Genomic DNA, 17,125 nt, shown 5'->3' with positions numbered 1-17,125 from the left:
GTGCCCAGCCTACAGCGGCGGCACGATCGCGCCGTCGATGAAGAGCGTCTGGACGCCGAGCGCGAGCGTGAGGAGGACGCCGAGGATGACGACCGTCCGTGCGAGCCAAAGCCACGTCATCCCGACGCCCAGCCCCAGCGACGAGCCGGAGAGGAGTTCGTCGACGGCGGGACGGCCGTAGATCCAGCCCGCAAAGAGCAGGATGCCGAGCACCGACAGCGGGAGCAGCAGTTGGTACGCCAGCGTGTCGAACCAGCCGAGCCAGGCGGTGTCCCAGGCCGAGGGGATGCCGAGCAGGAAGATGAGCCCGCCGAGGACCGCCGCGATCTGCGGGCGGCGCGCGCCGTAGTTGTCGACGGCGTAGGAGACGACGACCTCCAGCAGGCTGATCGCCGAGGAGAGCGCCGCGATGAGGACGACCGCGAAGAAGACGACGCCGACGAGTCGGCCGGCCGGAAGCTCGGCGAACGCCGTCGCGAGGCTGACGAACAGCGCGCCCGCGCCGCCGCTGCCGGGTTCGATGCCCTGGACGAACAGCAGCGGGATGACGACGAGGCCCGCGAGGATCCCGACCGCGCTGTTGAGCACGACGACGGTGATGCTGTCGCCGAAGAGGCTCTGATCGTCACCGATGTACGACGCGTAGGTGATCATCGCGCCCATCCCGAGCGACAGCGAGAAGAACGCCTGGCTCACTGCGAACGGAATGATATCCGTGAGCGGCCCACTGAACGACGGCAGCGGATCGAAGGAGACGCTCAGGCTGAGCTGTGAGAGGTCGGGCGACAGGAAGTAAGTGTAGCCCGGTCCCGCGCCGGGGAGGGTGAACACCCAGACGCCGAGAACGGCGAGGATGACGACGATGCTGGGGACCATCAGCTTCGTGGCCTTCTCGATCCCGTCTTCGACGCCGCCCGCGACGATCGCGACGACGAGGATCATAAACAGCGCGTGGAGCGCGAGCGCGTCGACGCCCGCCGATATCTGGCCGAAGTAGGCGGCGGGGTCCGCGAAGTACGCGCCGGTGACGCTGCCGCCGATGTAGCGGAGGACCCACCCACCGACGACGCTGTAATACGACAGGATCCAGAAGCCGGTGCCGACGCCGAGGACGCCGACCCACTTCCAGTTCCGGTGGCCCAGTTCCTCGAACGCGCCGATCGCGTTCAGACTGCTTCTCCGACCGACGACGAACTCCGCGAGCATCGCCGGGAGACCGATACCCAGTGCGGCGACGAGGTAGACGACGAGGAACGTCGCCCCGCCGTACTCGGAGGTCTTGAAGGGGAACTGCCAGATGTTCCCGAGGCCGACCGCCGAGCCGACGGCGGCGAGGATGAATCCTGCGCGCGTCGCCCACGTTTCTCGTTCACTCATTGCTGGCCGGGGCTAGTCGCCGACCGGGTGATAAGATACGCGATTATCGGGCGAGAACGACCCGAGAATTGTACACAATCGTCTCAGAGAGAACGTTTCCGTACATACGTACGCACCGCTCCGCTGTTCGCCCGCAGCAGACGATCGTATCCGGGGCGGCGTCGCTCTCGTCACTCGATCCGCTTCGGATCAATATTTAATTGCCGCTCGAAACTGAATCCACCACGCGAATGCGCGGACTCCCCGGCCGCCCTGATTCGACGGCGACCCTCTTCGGCGGTGCTGTCGCCCTCCTCGGTGCGAACCTCCTCCCGCTCGTCGGCGTCGTTGCCTGGGGCTGGGACCTCACAGCGCTGCTCGTCGCCTACTGGACGGAGGCCTTCAGTACGGTCGTCCTGGCTGCGGTGAAGGCGCTGTTCGCCGAACGCGGCTCGCCCGGGATCCCCGGACAGATCGAGCCGCTTCACGGACTCCGGGAGAAACGCGGCGGCTGGCAGTTTCGGCCGACGTGGCCGCCGCTCTATCCCCGAAACCTCCCCTTCGCACTCTCGATACTCGGATTCTGGCTCGTCACCGTGGTTCCACTGAGCGTCCTCTATTGGTTCTCGGCGGACCTGACGCTCGTACTCACACTCGATCTGGCGCTCGGAATCGGTGCGCTGGTGATCGCACAGGGGTCCGATTTCGTCTTCGAGTACATCGGGAACGGCGAGTACGCCGACGTGTCGGCACAGGAGATCGTGCGGACGCCAGCGCAACTGTCGCTCGTCGTCGTCTCGGTCGGCCTGCTCGCGGCCGCCGAGAGCCGCGCGAGCGGCCTCCTGATCCTCGCGCTCGTCGTCGCGGCGAAGACGACGGTGTCGATGTATCAGTTCTACGTCGAACACGTCGGGACGCCGATCCTCCGACTACGCGAGCGGCTCTTCGACGACGGGACAGACAGCGAACCACCCCCGGAACTCGACCTGCCGAACGCGGACGTCAGCGGGCGAGTCACGGCCGACGCCAGAGCGGTGCTGCTCGGGAGCGTTGGGGCTATCGCCTTCGGCTTCGTGAACCGGGTCGGGTTCCTCACGCTCGTCTTTCTCGTGCTCGCGATCGTCGCCGGTGACTTCCTGTGGCTCGCGGTCGCGCTCCTGGCTGTGCTCGTCCTCGCTTCCGCTCGGGTCCTCAGCTACTTCCTCCGGTACGGGACGGTCGAGTACCAGCGCCGCGGCGACGACCTCGTCGCCTACGATACCGCGCTGGAGGCGCCACAGTGGATCGCGTCGGTCGATTCGGGAGCGGACTTCGCGGTTCGAAACGCGATCGCCGACCGGCTGCTCGGCACGGGAACGCTCACGATCGCGGACGTCGAGTCGGTCGATCGGGACGTGCGACTCGGTCCCGTGAGCGACATCGACCGAGCGGTAGCGCGGCTAGATCTTCCAGTACAACAGACCGAGCGTCCGGAACGGGATCCGGCTGTCATCGCCGCCGCGAGCGTGCTGCTGCTCTTTTTCTTAGCGGTTCCGGCCGGGCTGTTCCTCACGCCGGACGTCAGTGACGCGCTGGCGTGGGGCCTTTCGCTCGTGTTCGCGCCGTTCTTTCTGCTTCCCGTCGGGGCACTCGCCTGGGCTGCCCTCTCGCGCGTGTGACCCGCCGACTACGGCACCAGCACGAGCTTTCCGACGAAACTGTCCTCCAAGACCGCACGCTGGGCCTCGCCGGCCTCCTCGAAGTCGTACGTCTCGTGAACGATCGCTTCGAGTTCGCCGCTCGCAGCCAGATCTGCGACCCGAGCGAGCACCGCGCCGATGTCGTCGGCGTTGAACAGCGACATAAACTGATACTGGATCTCCTTGCCTTTCGTGACGCCGATGTTGTCGAAGCCGCCCTCGGCGGTGTCGTTGCCGATGCCGACGACCCGCGCGCCGGGGTTCGCCACGTCAGCGTTGAACTGGAGATACTGATCCATATGCAGGTCGACGACCACGTCCGCGCCGCCGGCGTCGACGACGGCGTCTTCGAGGTCGTCGCGGCTGTAGTCGAAGACCTGCTCCGCGCCGAGATCCGAGAGCGTCTCGAAGTGCTCGGGCGACGCCGTCGCGTGGACGTGCGTGCCCATCGTCTCTGCGAGCTGGATCGCGACGTGGCCGACGCCGCCACTGCCGCCGTGGACGAGAACGTTCTCGGTGGGCTCGGCCTGCGCGTGGTGGACGAGCGCCTGCCAGGCGGTCGCGCTGACGGTCCCTAGCGCGGCGGCCGCCTCGAAGTCGATCTCCTCGGGCAGGTGCGCGAGGTAGTCTGCGGGCGCGGCGGCGGCCTCGGCGTACGAGCCCGGCATTCCGTTGCCGAGGCCGGTGCCGAAGACGCGGTCGCCGACGGCGAACTGCTCGACGCCCGGGCCGACTTCTGCGACGGTGCCCGCGAGGTCGCCGCCGCCGATGAACGGGAGATGTGGGACCGGGTACGCCCCTTCGCGGAAGTACGTGTCGACCGGGTTCACGCCGGCCGCTTCGACGTCGACGACGACCTGACCGTGTTCGGGTTCGGGTTCGTCGACTTCGTCGACTGTCAGTACCTCGGGACCGCCGTGTTCGTGGAATCTGACTGCGCGCATCGGCCGTCGATTTGACACGGAGGTCCATAAAGGAAGCCGAAGCAGACGTACGCGTGCATTCCGAGATGAACGCGTGCCCTCCGAGATGCACTCCCGATTGCGAGTCGCGATAGCGGTGCGTGTAGTGGTATCCGAATTCGAGTAAAACCGCGCCGTAGCCGCGAAAACTGCCGCATCGAGGAATCGATATCGGCGGGATTTATGCGGGCGCACGCCCCTCCCTCGGACGATGCGCTTACACGAGTATCAGGCGAAGAATGTCTTCGCCGACGCCGGCATTCCGGTGCCCGAGTCTCACCTCGCAACCTCCGTCGACGAGGTCGTCGAGGCGGTCGCGGACATCGGGTTCCCGGCGGCGATCAAAGCACAGGTACACGTCGGCGGCCGCGGGAAGGCCGGCGGCATCAAGATCGCGACCTCCGAGGAGGAGGCCGAACAGTACGCCGAAGAGATCCTCGGGATGGACCTCAAGGGATACACCGTCGAGAAGGTCCTCGTCGAGGCCGGCGTCGACTTCGAGAACGAACTCTACGTCGGAATCACGATGGACCGCAGCGCGGGCGAGCCCGTCGCGATGGTCTCGACCGAGGGTGGCGTCGACATCGAGTCGGTCGCCGAAGAGACGCCCGAAGCGATCGCACGCGAGCACATCGACCCCGCGTTCGGGCTGCACCCCTACCAGGCGCGGAAGGCCGTCTACGACGCCGGCATTCCCAAGGACGTCGCCGGCGACGTCGCCTCCATCCTCTCGACGCTCTATGACCTCTACGAGTCGAAAGACGCCTCCGAGATTGAGATCAACCCCGTGATGATCACCGCGGATCGAGAAGTCGTCGCGGCCGACGCCGTGATGAACATCGACGAGGACGCGCTCTTCCGACAGCCGGACCTCGCGGAGATGGAAGACGAGGCCGCCGAAGACGAACTCGAACAGAAGGCCAACGAGTACGGCTTCGACTACGTTCGTCTCTCCGGCAACGTCGGCATCATCGGTAACGGCGCCGGTCTCGTGATGACGACGCTCGACCTCGTCGACTACTACGGCGGCGAGCCCGCGAACTTCCTCGACATCGGTGGCGGCGCGAAGGCAGAGCGCGTCGCGAACGCGCTGGATATGGTGTTCTCCGACGAGAACGTCGACGCCGTCGTGTTCAACATCTTCGGCGGGATCACCCGCGGTGACGAGGTCGCGAAAGGTATCAACGAGGCCCTCGGGCAGTTCGACGAGATCCCGAAGAAGGTCGTCGTCCGCCTCGCCGGCACGAACGCCGAAGAGGGGATGGAGATCCTCAACACCGACCTCGTCGACGTCGAGGCGACGCTCGAAGACGCGGTTCAACAGGCCGTCGAAAACGCACAGGAGGCAAGCCAATGAGCATCTTCGTCGACGACGACACGCGCGTTGTGGTACAGGGAATCACCGGTGGGGAAGGCAAGTTCCACACCGAGCAGATGATGGAGTACGGTACGAACGTCGTCGCGGGCGCGGTCCCCGGCAAGGGCGGTCAGGAAGTCGCCGGCGTCCCCGTCTACGACACGGTCGATCAGGCCGTCGAAGCCGAGGACGCCGACGCGTCCGTCGTGTTCGTCCCGCCGGCGTTCGCCGGCGACGCCGTCTTCGAGGCGCTCGACACGGACCTCGACCTCGTCGTCGCCATCACCGAGGGCATCCCGACCCAGGATATGGCGAAAGTGAACAAGCGCCTCTCCGAAGTCGACACGCGCCTCATCGGCCCGAACTGCCCCGGCATCATCACGCCCGGCGAGGCCAAACTCGGCATCCTCCCCGGCAACATCTTCGAGTCCGGAAACGTCGGTCTCGTCTCCCGCTCGGGGACGCTGACCTACCAGGTCGTCTCGAACCTCACGGAGCGAGGGATCGGCCAGACCACCGCCATCGGCATCGGCGGCGACCCGATCATCGGCACGTCGTTCGTCGACGCGCTCGAAGCGTTCGAGAACGACCCCGACACGCACGCGGTCGTGATGTGCGGTGAGATCGGCGGCGAGGACGAAGAGCAGGCCGCGAAGTTCATCGCGGAGAATATGGACACGCCCGTCGCGGGCTTCATCGCCGGGCGGACGGCCCCGCCGGGCAAGCGGATGGGCCACGCGGGCGCGATCGTCTCCGGGTCGGGCACCGGCACCGCGGAGTCGAAGATCAACGCCCTCAACGACGCGGGCGTCCCCGTCGGCGACACGCCGAACGAAGTCGCCGACCACATCGAAGACTTCCTCTAGACGGCGACCTGCGGCAGTTTCTTCTCGTACCTGTTTCGCCTCTCTCCTCGCATTTGTCGCCTCGTCGCACGGAAATTCTTTATCCTCCCCCACACGACCGTGGAGTGATGCGCGTCAGCGACATCCTCTCGCCGTCGGTCGTCACAGTAGACCTCGGGGCGTCGCTCGCAGAGGCCGTCGGAAAGATGCTCGACGACGACGTCGGGAGCGCGGTCGTCACCGACGACGGCGTCCCGGGCGCGATGATCACAGAGCACGACGTGCTCGACGCGACGTACCAGACGGACGAGCCGCTCTCGTCGATTCCGGTCAGAGCCGCGGCGAGCGCCCCGCTGGTCACCATCGGGCCGTCCGCGTCGGCCCGTCGCGCGGCTGAGGAGATGGACGACCACGGCGTCCACCGCCTGGTCGTGGTCGACGGCCTCGACGTCGTTGGCGTCGTCTCGACGACGGACCTGATCCGAAACTACACTGGGATTCGAGAAGACGAACGAAAGCGGGCCGACGCGGAGTACGAGTGGCTGACTCGCGAGGAGATGCGGTGAGTATCGGGAGCCGCGGCTGCGCCTTGCTGGCACCACCGCGCCCGAACAGGGGAGCCGGCGCTATCCATCGCCTTCGGAACCGTCATCAGCGTCGAGCGACGACCTTCCGATACGGAGACGATGTCGCCACCACGCACGACCCGCCGCGCGCTCCTCGGCAGCGTCGCGACGGGCGCTCTTCTCGGCACTGCCGGCTGTCTGCAGACGCTCGGCTTCCAGCGCCAATCCGCCTGGCGCGACCCCCCGCTCGCCGAGGACCGCCCCGACGCGGTGTACGTTCCGGCGGTCATCGAAGGGATGGAAACCTACGGCGAGACGACCGCCGGCCGCTACGGCGTCGCGCTCACCTACTCGTACCCCCATCGCTTCTGGACTCTCTCTGGAACTGAGACGTCGAAGACGGTCGTCGAAGCCGACGACGACGTCCACCTGATGGTCTCGCTGTGGGATACCGAGACGGGCCGCGTCCTCCCGCTCGATTCGGGTGTGACGATCGAGATTTTGGATACAGACGGTACACTCGTCACCGAGGAGGTCGCCTATCCGATGCTCTCGCAGACGATGGGCTTTCACTACGGCGCGAACTACGCGCTCGACGGCGAGGGGGAGTACGAGGCGCGCGTCCACGTCGGGGGCGTCTCGCTCCGTCGAACCGGCGGCTTCGCGGGCGCGTTTGAGTCAGCGGCGACAGTGACGATCCCGTTCACCTTCGAGACGGACGAACTGCACAGCGTCTCGATTATGCGCCCCAAGAACGCCGGCGTCCGCGACGCGGCGATGCTGATGGAGATGGACGGCGTTCCGGCGGGTCGAGCCCCGACGGCCGACTCACTGCCCGGACAGCACCTCGGCGCGCCGACCCTCGGTGACGCCGTGTTCCAGACGTTCCTCGTCGCGGGCGACAGCGAGCGTTTCGGCTCGGAGCCGTACCTGTACGTCTCCGCACGGACGCCGTACAACCGCTTCGTGCTCCCGATGATGGGCGTCGAAGCGACGCTGACGCGCGGTGGCGAGACGGTGTTCGAGAGTCGACTGACGCGCACGCTCGACCCCGACCTCGGGTATCACTACGGCGCGTCAGTTGCCGAGATCGAATCCGGGGACGAACTGACGATCACGACGACGATCCCACCGCAGGTCGCTCGCCACGACGGCTACGAGACGGCGTTCCGAGAGATGGGTGACGTGTCGATGACTGTCGAGTAGCGGGAGTCAGCCTTTCTGCAGCGTGGCAATACGCGAGGACGCGGGTGCGTAGTAAGGTAAGGGATCGAGGGACGGCGAGACCGATTACTTAGACGACCAGCGCCCACGCAGCCACGACGGCCACAGCCCCGAGAACGGCGCTCAGCGCCGCGTGATTTCGGAGGCGGTCCTGGAGTTGGTGAATGTCGCCGTCGTAGTCTGCGTCGACGGGACACGTCTCACTGCCTGTCGAGCACTCCGGCAGCAGGTCGACCGCGACGTGGAGGAAGACACCGGCTGCAACGCCGAAGAACAATCCACGGAACCCGCTCGTCGGCGAGAAGCCCAGGATGCCGACCGGGAGTGCGACGAGGCCGACGGCTGCCGCCGGGAGCAGCAGCGTCGCGACCGACCGGCCGCGTTCGGCTAGTCGTCGCGCCGCCGCGTAACCGGCGGGCGCTTTGTGCGAGACGAGCGCGAGACCGAGCACCGAGGTGAGCGACGGCATCGCCGTGTAAATAGCGCCGATGATGGCGCCGGCCGAGAGCGCGTGGACAGTCAGCTCCGACGCCGTGCGATCGATCGGGAGGTCGAGGTGCGCGAAGCGGTGGCCGACGGTGTGTCCGACGTAGCCGCCGAGGAAGCCGAGTGCGATCCCGAGACTGCCGAGCTGACCGTGTTGGCTCAGTGCCTGCGGAATCAGGAACAGCGCGGCGCTCGTCACCATCGCGCCGCTCGCGAGGCCGTATCCCCAGACCGGCTCCAGCAGGTGTTCGGATCTCACCGCGCGGGCACCGAGCGGCGCGCCGATCGCCATCGCGGCGAACGCCGTCCAGGAAATCGCGATGAGCTTCCAGGAGACGTCGGCGAGCGCTGCCGCTCCCGAGAGAACGAGCAACGCGGCCAGTCCGATGCCGCCGACGATCCAGCCCGAGTTCTGTGCGGCGCTGTGCGACCCGTGGTCTGTGGCGTGCAGTTGGTCTCCAGTCACTATTGTCTATTAGTAACCACACTGCTTAAGTTATTAATACTTGTGGCGGTTCTATTACTGGCGGAATTAGGCCGATGAAACGGTGGATGACGAAGGGTCAGTTTATGATAGAACTGCGTGCTTCTGCGGAACTGTGCGAATTTCGTGAACGCCTAACCGCACTTCCTGCGACGGCCGTGACTGGTATCCGTCGAATAGAGCGAAAAAAGTGACCTACTGCCGACCTGCAGCGACTCAGTACGCGCGCGCTGCGTCGCTTTCGACCGTCGAGGCGCTCAGCGAGGACTGCGTCGCGGTCGAGTCGCCAGACGTGCTGTCAGTGCCCGATTCGCTCGTACCGCTGGAGTCGCCCGAAGACGACCCGGAATCGGACGAGCCGCCGATGTTGAGCTCTTGGGCGTTCTCTTCGAGTTCGACACTCAGCGTGCCGTCCTCGTCACCGTTGACCTGACCTTCCGAGACCGAGAGGTTCGCCTGGTAGCTGGTGATCGTCCCGTTGTCGAACGTCGCGGGCGTCGAGAGCGTGTACGGGCCCGTCGCGCGCACGCTGACGTTCGTGTAGCCGTTCTCGGGACTGTACTCGTCGTAGCCGGTCGTCGAGTACGGTAGCGTCATCGTGAACTCGCCGTCCGCGTTCGTTTCCACCTGCTGCGTGTAGGTGAACGTCGAGTTCGTCGTCGGGATGCGGAGTTCGGTGCTCGCGGTAACCGTCGTGTCCGCGGGCGCTCCGCTTCCTTGGACTGTCGCGCCGGGGACGCGCTCGAAGGTCTTCAGCCACGCCGGGCTGCTCGGCACAGTTACCTGCGGGTTGATCCCGGCGACCTGTGCGTCGCGGCCGGTGGTCCGGAGGATCGACTGTCCGGCCGACGTATCGCTCACGTGAGCGAGCCGGTAGTGATCGAGCGCTTCGACGCGCTCGCTCGGGAAGGATCCGACCCCACCGATCTGGGAGGTCGGATCGTTTTCGACGTACTCGCGCGCGGCGCTCATATTGTCGAACGTCTTGATGAACGTGCTGTTGCCCTGCGGGTTGGCGGGCACGGTGACCGCGTCGCCGGCGTTCGTCTGGACCTGTCGCGGTTCCCAGTCGACGACGACTGGCGAGGGCTGCCGCGCGCTCCCGTGGTAGTAGTACAGCCGCGTCATCGTACTGTTGTAGAAGCGCTGTGTGCGGAGCTGGAAGGTCCCGACGAACTGCCCGTCGTTCGAGTCGTCGAAGCGGTATCGCGTCTGCAGGAAGTCCTGTCGGGAGACGTTCTCCTCTGCGTCGTAGAAGACCGTCGGCGCGCCGAACTTCGAGCCGGGCGTCGCCATCTGCCAGTCGACCATCACGTAGCGGGTATTCTCGCCTTCAGTGCTCTGGGAGGCGAGCGCATCCTGAGACTGCGTCTCGTTGGGTGCGAGAAGGAAGTTCGCAGCCGTCCCTGCCCCCTCCTGGAACGGGTTGGCGTTCGGAATGCGTTCGCCTTGGACCGTGATCCAGTGGCCGTAGTCCCACCACGACATCACGCCGTAGGCGCCGTCGGGATACTCGAAGTCGTCTGTTCGCTGGTAAGTGCCGTAGTACTCCATCTGATCGGCGTTGCCTGCACCGCCGAGATTACCCTCCGCGGGCGTGTTGTTCTGCATCCATTCGAGGGAGCCGTCCCAGACGGTGACCGCTCCCGGGCCGTTGTTTTGCGCGGACTGCCAGGCCGGCGAGGTCTGCGTGTTGCCGACGGCAATCGGAACCGTGAGCGCTGGTCCGAGGATGAGCAGAACTGTCGCGACGATCGCGAGCACCTGGTAGCCGTCGATGTCGTCGACTGCTTCGCGCGCCGACGTGCGGAGGTTGAGCCATCCGAGAATCTCACCGAAGAGGTAGGCGTTGAAGACGGCGACGGTGATAGCGAGGTAGTAATTGAACCGGACCTGCGTGAACGCCATTGAAGTGATGAACGCCGCCCAGACGATCAGGAACAGTTTGTCGGCGTCGTAGTCGGCGAGGAAGGTCGCGCCGATGATAAGCGCCGAGACGATGAGGAGCCCAGCGACCTGTTGATTGATGCCTGTGACGCTCTCGATTCCGCCGAGGAGCGGCGGAATGAGGAAGACGAGCACGATGATCGCGAGCGATCCAGCGATGTAGCCGTACACTCGCGTGGTTCCTTCCTTGAGGAGCGGTTTCGTATGTAGCCAGACTGCTGCGACGAGTCCCGTGAAGAAGGTGAGACCGTATTCGAGCGAGATCCGGCCAGCGGCACCGACGCCGTACCGCTGGAGAGTCGACTGTGCGATGAACGGTTGTGCTTCGCCGATGGTTCGGGCGGTCGCCCCGGCAGAGAACCCGACGATACGCAGGAGGTTCGTCGCGATGAGGTCGAGAAGACCGAAGGGAAGAACCGCGAGAACACCGATACCGACAAGCAAGATGCCGCCGACTCCGGCAGGATAGAGCGATGCGTTGAGATCGGACCCTTCCCAGACCCGCGCAAGCCACGAGAGTACGATTGCAGCGGCAGCGACGCCCAGTGCAGCCGCGGGCTGAAGTAAGGAGGGAATTGTCGTATTGAACCCAACGTCTTCCACGACGATGAGCGACATTACCGTCACAACAAGCATACTCGCCACAAGGACGAATGCCGTTGGCTCGGGCGTTCGGTCGTTGACGATGTCGCTCGGGATTTTCACGAGGGCAAAGACGCCGATGATACCCACGAGAATCACGCCTGGCGGCCAAGTCCAGATATAGAGTCCGGTAAGGAATCCGGCAAGGAGACTCCACTTCAGCGGTTCTCTGAGTGTATTGAGGCTGCGGCTTTCGAGAATTTCTTCTCTGACGACCTCCCAAACGGGCATCGTCGATTCGGCCTTCTGGAGGGCGATGACGAATCCAAGGACGGCCAGTGCCATCGCAAGCGGTTCGACCGCGTTGTGGTCGGCTACCCCAGCGAGCGTACGTCCGAGGAATGTTCCCGGCAGGAGCATCAAGACGACTGCGCCGAAGAGACCGGCGAGTCGGCCGGAAAGCCGCTTACCGAGGAAGTATACCGGGATAGCTGCGAGTGCACCTGCGACAGCCGGTGCGACTAGAAGCGTCTTGCCGATGAGCGCTTGGCTCGGAGAGCCGAGTCCTAAGACTAGTGCAACGGTTGCGACGATCTGGTCGTAGAGCGTCCCGAACTGGCCGACGAACGTCCCGTAGGGGAAGTACGTCCACGGATCGAACGGGATCGTAGAGGGCCAGTTTTTCACTGTGTACATCACTTCTCGAAAGTGATACCACGCGTCGTTTCCGGAGAAGTAGATCTCACCGTTGCGGATGAAGTTGGAATATGATTGCATCCGCAAGGCAAACATTACGACTACCACGAGGAGGAGAGCAGGGACCTGATACCAGTCTTCGACGATGTCGAGGACGGACTGACCTCCTCCGTCGTCAGTTTCGCTACGCGAACCCATTATGGACGGAATGTTTCGGAAAGAGTGAATAAGCCTTGTGAAGTGAACGAGAGAGTATTAAGATGAAGGACAGATGAAAGAATCTACCAGCAGGAGTGGCATCTTCGCCCCAAACAGTGTTGCCAAAAGAGATTAACGGAATCAGATATACCCGATCGCTGTATCTTGGATATGGCCATTCTCACTGAGCCACGGTAAGTAGTTCCCGAGGAAGTCATACAAGAGTTTTCACACCGCGATCACGGTACTCTCTGGATTGTCTCCACGTTCGTAGTTGGTGATAGCGACGACAAGGCGAAGGCACAATGCGGAACACCTGCACCGTGCGTGGATGCGACCTCGGGCGAACGCGCGCCCGAGGCCGCAGTCCTTCACCGATTCGTTGGTTCGTTCGACTCCAGTACGGTGGTTGTACCTCTTATCTAACGTTGATTGCTTCAGTTGGACGTCCTCGCTGTGTTGTTCGGTGCGGTCTTCGACCCTGTACTCGATGTGTTTTGGGCGTTATACGGAGCGACTGGCAGACCCCTGCGGCCAGCAGGTGGTCGTGCCAGTCAAGTATGTCGTAGGCGCTGTCACCAGCTATCCAGATCGGCTTGGCGACGGCGATGCACCTCACGCGTGACGCACATCGCCGTCCTCTCTGGTGCTTGTTTGCTCTCGGTGAACTCAGCCGCAATTGGAATCGTTGACCCAATCGAGACGATCGTGGAGCCGTATCCGTGGTAGTACTTGTCGGCGGTTGGATCGTAACACATCAAGGCATCTTGATCGGCGGGCACCGATCTCACGTCAGTTGAATCGATGCAATAGGCCAAGTCGAGCAGGCCGCGGCAGCGGCCTGCTCGACGACCGGTCGAACACTTCGTCAACGACGTGTTCAAGATCAGTGAGCAAGCGATTGACCGCGTCTCCCGACGCCGGTCGATCGAAGCCACAGCTTAGCCAGACAACCGTATTCCGAAGATCTCGCTCAACAGGGCGAATACGGCAAATACCGTAGATGTCCTTGTAGTAGCAGTGGAGGAACACGCATCAGCTCTGGTGGTTCGTGTTCCCGTGTTCGCCCCGCCTCCGCCGGGGCGAACACGTCGAACTTTTCGAGAAACTCGAAGGGGAGGTTCCCAAACAACCCTAACTTTTCGGTCTTCACGAAGTACTTACTGCTGTGCTGCTAGATTACACCTTTACGGTCACTGAGGGCCGTCAAGCGACATCGGGGGCTATTTCATTAACGGGATGAGCGAACATACCTTCATACGAATCTGGTTTGACAAAGTAAATAGCACAATCCCGTAGATTCCAGCTCCAAATAGAACTAGCAGTACGGTCGTATAATGCCCCTCAGGTACCTCCTGTGCTGCGTACATAATTACAACCATCATAATAGCACTTGATATAAATTGAAACGCGATCTCTCGTAGTGGGAAGGTGATGCGTTCTATCAGGTCTTGAAGTGCTGCCCAGCTTGTAACGAGATACAATAGACTAGACAGTAGTGTAGCGACTGCAGCACCATACCAACCAAAGTAGTAGACAAGAGCCACATTCAAGACTGAGTTTACCACAATGAACGCGGCGTTGATACGGAAGGCGACTTCCGGGTAATCCAGTCCATTGATGGCATTGCTCGCCTGTCCTCCGAATACATACAGTGTCCTCGCACAGATTAAAATAACCAGAATCTCAGCTCCAGTTGAGAATTCAGGTCCGTAGATCTGAAGAAGACGGCTTCCTAATGCCGCTGCCCCGAAGACTCCCGGGATTAAAAATATTCCCGTGTAAACCAGTGCCGTAGTCAGAATATTCTGAACCCTCTCTAAGTGGTCTTTTGCACCCAGCTCACTCAACTCTGGAAAAAGTGTCGTTGCAATAGAACCGCTTGCCAATGCCAGAAACGAAGACAGTGCCCATGATGCCTGATATATTCCAACAAGCTGGTTGCTGACAAAGAATCCAAGCACCAATAAATCCATCCATCCTAGGGAGACGGATTTTAAACTTCCTAGCCAAGAGTATTGAGCAAACGTTCGTATTTTATTAACTGCTTGTCGAGTTGGAAGAGCTATTTTGTCACGGAGTATAAATAGTCCAATAGCGAAGAAAATTAATTGCGATAATGCGTGGCCATAAACTAAGCCTACTGCCATATACCCTCCAAACACGAAGCCCACTTGTCCAATCAACCGTAGCACCTGCTCTGAAGCCCCAAGCCATCCGGAAATCGCAACACGTTTTTCTCCTACGAATCCGGCTGTTAGCAAGTCAAATGCTAAATTTCCGACTAGCAGGATTCCAAGAATGACAGCCGCATCTGCACCCAGATACCGGTTAATATAGAATTTAAAAGCTATTATTAGCAAACAGACAGCAGCGCCATATAGTAGTATAATTGTAAGGCCAGAAGAAAATATCTGGTCGGAAGGGGTTGTCTCTGACATCCGTTTTGAAACAGCAGACTTGATACTCCCGCCAGGTAGCTTTAACCAGAAGAGAAGTGCAAGAGCTTGTGAATACATTCCAAGGCCACTCGCCCCGAGATATCGTGCAGCAAACAGGCTTGTTGCAAATCCAACCACTGAGCGGACTACTTGAGCAAAAAAGTGAAGAATTGCAACCTTATCGTTGCGCATTACTTAGAGAGATAGCATTCGGGTTGTTAGTTCCACTTCTTTATTCGCGTCAATAGCTATCTCAAGTATCCGAGGTCAGCCAACCGATCCTCTACGTCCTCTGAAACGTCCCGTTCGTCTGACTTCCCTAACTTGACTCCCGAATCAGTCATTCGGTCAAAAACTTCCTCATTTATTTTTTTACTGTCTGCTATACTGATCTCTGTCACTTCTGTGCCTCTGATTCGGAGTGAGCACATATCTTCTCTCCGAGACGCAAACTTGAGAACTCCATCCTTACTATCCCGGTACACCGCGCGCCACGGGCCGAAATATGGCTCCCTCTCTCCTTCATCAAGCGGCAATTCGTTACCAGGTGGCATAATACGGAACGTAGAACTCACAACTGGCTTGTCCTCCGGGACGAACGTGCTCTCGCCATCTTCAACTACAGAACGTACGACATCTGGAAATTGCGTCAGACTCGCGACGCGCTCTATACGGCTACCTTGCGTTTGGCCTGGTTTCTTAACAAGTAATGGAACTTGGGTGAGAACCTCTCCAATTCCCCAACTGTGACTCCTGAGTCTTGCTGACGTCAACCGACTCGGCTCTCCAAAGCCTTCACCATGGTCGCTTGTAATCACAAGAAATGTATTCTCCAGTTCGCCTTCCTGTCTGAGCCCCTCCACTAACTGTTCAACCGCTGCGTCTGCTTGCCGGATACAACCATCGTAAAGCGGTTCCAGAGCGCTGAGCTTCTCCCAAAACTCTTTGCTAAACGAATCTATTTTTGACGCGTTCTGGACTTCTTGATACAGTTCCGCCAAGTTCTGGTCGCCCCACTGGTTATATTGTCGTTCTGGTTCATACGGACTATGTGCATCCATCAAATTGAGGCACGCCGCCCATTGACCATCTCGACCGGTAATCCAGTCTAGTAACTCATCCACATAAACATCGCCCCCTTCTTTCTCTGGATTGTGCGCCCCTCCTCGGGACGTGAATCTGCTATATAGGCCGTTTAGAACTGATCGAACTGGTCTGTCGTGCCTGAGAGCATATCGGAGATACTGAACTGGGTCGACTTTCCCTTGAATATCTAATGGAGAACCCCCCATCTCAAAAATCTTGAAGTTAGTTCGCTTTGGGCCAACCTTTGTATCAAAACAACCGGAAAGATTTGACGTTTCTGTAATAACGACGTTCGGTGAAAAAATACCGGTTTCATACCCATATTCCTGTCCCAACTCGTGCCAGATATTATATGTTGGGTCAAGGTAGGACGTGTGCTCGATTACGTTGTGTTCTTCGACGTGGTATCCAGAAAATATACTGGCGTGACTGGAGATACTGTGGATACTGGGGGAACGTGCTTGCTCATATAGAGTTGCTCCTTTAGCGAACTTCGTCAGATATGGGGTCGTTTTTTGTGAGTATCCGTACGTGCTACAGTTCTTAGCGCGAACACTATCAAGAACAACTAAGAGAATGTTGGGAGGTTTTGAGTCGGATGAGTCTCCAATCTCAGACATCTTGTTGGCTGATGTCGGGGAGGTACAGTTAGTGCTTCGGTTCTATCATTCGAGACTACGATATGAGCATCCGTTTTTAGCTAATCCGAGAACCGCTGGACAGCAGCGGCTTATCGAGATACCTATTCGATATGAAGGTGTTGTCTGTGCACGACGAAGCCTCCTCCCGAATAGTGAACCAGCTTACTACGCTCTTTCTATCAACGATATTCAAAGAGCACACTGAGGAACTCGGCGTGATCAAGCGGGACAGTAAGCTCCAGATTTCGGCTCTCGTCCGGGTATTTGTGTTCGGCTTCGCCTTGGGAGAGAGCCAAACACTCGCTGCCGTCTGAAAGAGCTACAACAGCACTGCCGACAAGACGCTCACGGCTGGTGGCTTCTATCAGCGGTTGGCCCCGCGGCTGGCAGATTTCCTATACGACCTCGCCGAAACGACGTTCGACAAGGTCGCTGCTCTTCAATACTATCAGTGAGGAATCGGCCGATTTAACCTCCTCGAGGCCTCTAATGGCACGATTTTTCGCTTTCACAAGTTCCCCGTTGACGAGTTTCAATTACGCTCTTGTGGTGGAGATTGTTGGTGAGTCATAGCA

The 17,125-nt window shown here is 60.8% G+C and carries 12 protein-coding genes and 1 pseudogene; 6 read left to right on the top strand and 7 right to left on the bottom strand.

Features of this window, described 5'->3' with window-relative positions; all coding sequences use genetic code 11:
- Nucleotides 1-9: 9 nt before the first annotated feature.
- Nucleotides 10-1,377, bottom strand: coding sequence for a sodium-dependent transporter (locus RBH22_RS08630; protein WP_256545655.1), 1,368 nt, complete (start codon nucleotides 1,375-1,377; stop codon nucleotides 10-12).
- Nucleotides 1,378-1,607: 230 nt separating this feature from the next.
- Between RBH22_RS08630 and RBH22_RS08625 the strand changes: the two genes are divergently transcribed.
- A complete protein-coding gene (locus tag RBH22_RS08625) occupies nucleotides 1,608-3,014 on the top strand; it encodes a DUF6498-containing protein (protein ID WP_306677241.1) in 1,407 nt (468 codons plus the stop codon).
- 8 nt (nucleotides 3,015-3,022) lie between these two features.
- On the opposite strand, the gene RBH22_RS08620 is transcribed toward RBH22_RS08625, so the two are convergent.
- A complete protein-coding gene (locus tag RBH22_RS08620; RefSeq protein WP_306677240.1) occupies nucleotides 3,023-3,979 on the bottom strand; it encodes an NADPH:quinone reductase in 957 nt (318 codons plus the stop codon).
- Between the two features lie 229 nt (nucleotides 3,980-4,208).
- Here RBH22_RS08620 and sucC point away from each other — a divergent pair, with 229 nt between their 5' ends.
- The 4 genes from sucC to RBH22_RS08600 all read left to right on the top strand — a co-directional run bounded on the left by sucC (nucleotide 4,209) and on the right by RBH22_RS08600 (nucleotide 7,971).
- The gene (gene sucC, locus RBH22_RS08615) at nucleotides 4,209-5,354 is read left to right on the top strand and encodes an ADP-forming succinate--CoA ligase subunit beta (protein ID WP_256545652.1); all 1,146 of its coding nucleotides are present in this window, start codon (nucleotides 4,209-4,211) and stop codon (nucleotides 5,352-5,354) included.
- Nucleotides 5,351-6,220 carry a succinate--CoA ligase subunit alpha gene (gene sucD, locus RBH22_RS08610; protein WP_256545651.1) on the top strand — a complete coding sequence of 290 codons (870 nt, stop codon included), beginning with the start codon at nucleotides 5,351-5,353 and terminating at the stop codon, nucleotides 6,218-6,220. Before sucC ends, sucD begins: the two co-directional genes overlap by 4 nt.
- A gap of 107 nt (nucleotides 6,221-6,327) precedes the next feature.
- Nucleotides 6,328-6,765, top strand: coding sequence for a CBS domain-containing protein (locus RBH22_RS08605; protein WP_306677239.1), 438 nt, complete (start codon nucleotides 6,328-6,330; stop codon nucleotides 6,763-6,765).
- A gap of 120 nt (nucleotides 6,766-6,885) precedes the next feature.
- Nucleotides 6,886-7,971, top strand: a complete 1,086-nt coding sequence (locus RBH22_RS08600; RefSeq protein ID WP_306677238.1) for an iron transporter — start codon at nucleotides 6,886-6,888, stop codon at nucleotides 7,969-7,971.
- Between the two features lie 88 nt (nucleotides 7,972-8,059).
- Here RBH22_RS08600 and RBH22_RS08595 read toward each other — a convergent pair whose 3' ends face one another.
- The 5 genes and pseudogenes from RBH22_RS08595 to RBH22_RS08575 form a co-directional block, all read right to left on the bottom strand.
- Nucleotides 8,060-8,767 carry a ZIP family metal transporter gene (locus tag RBH22_RS08595; RefSeq protein ID WP_306677412.1) on the bottom strand — a complete coding sequence of 236 codons (708 nt, stop codon included), beginning with the start codon at nucleotides 8,765-8,767 and terminating at the stop codon, nucleotides 8,060-8,062.
- Nucleotides 8,768-9,175: 408 nt separating this feature from the next.
- The gene (locus tag RBH22_RS08590; protein ID WP_306677237.1) at nucleotides 9,176-12,382 is read right to left on the bottom strand and encodes an oligosaccharyl transferase, archaeosortase A system-associated; all 3,207 of its coding nucleotides are present in this window, start codon (nucleotides 12,380-12,382) and stop codon (nucleotides 9,176-9,178) included.
- 228 nt (nucleotides 12,383-12,610) lie between these two features.
- Nucleotides 12,611-13,535 (bottom strand): annotated as a pseudogene (locus tag RBH22_RS08585) (transposase).
- Nucleotides 13,536-13,605: 70 nt separating this feature from the next.
- Entirely contained in the window at nucleotides 13,606-15,015 is a 1,410-nt protein-coding gene (locus RBH22_RS08580) for a polysaccharide biosynthesis C-terminal domain-containing protein (RefSeq protein ID WP_306677236.1), read from the bottom strand.
- Nucleotides 15,016-15,071: 56 nt separating this feature from the next.
- Nucleotides 15,072-16,529: a sulfatase-like hydrolase/transferase gene (locus tag RBH22_RS08575; protein WP_306677235.1), complete on the bottom strand. Its 1,458-nt coding sequence runs from the start codon at nucleotides 16,527-16,529 to the stop codon at nucleotides 15,072-15,074.
- A gap of 146 nt (nucleotides 16,530-16,675) precedes the next feature.
- Here RBH22_RS08575 and RBH22_RS08570 point away from each other — a divergent pair, with 146 nt between their 5' ends.
- Nucleotides 16,676-16,864 carry a hypothetical protein gene (locus tag RBH22_RS08570; protein WP_306677234.1) on the top strand — a complete coding sequence of 63 codons (189 nt, stop codon included), beginning with the start codon at nucleotides 16,676-16,678 and terminating at the stop codon, nucleotides 16,862-16,864.
- Nucleotides 16,865-17,125 lie beyond the last annotated feature (261 nt).

Origin of the sequence: Halobellus sp. H-GB7, from assembly GCF_030848585.1 — an archaeon.
Lineage (GTDB): Archaea > Halobacteriota > Halobacteria > Halobacteriales > Haloferacaceae > Haloquadratum > Haloquadratum inordinatus.
This window is presented reverse-complemented; position numbering and strand designations above follow the sequence as displayed.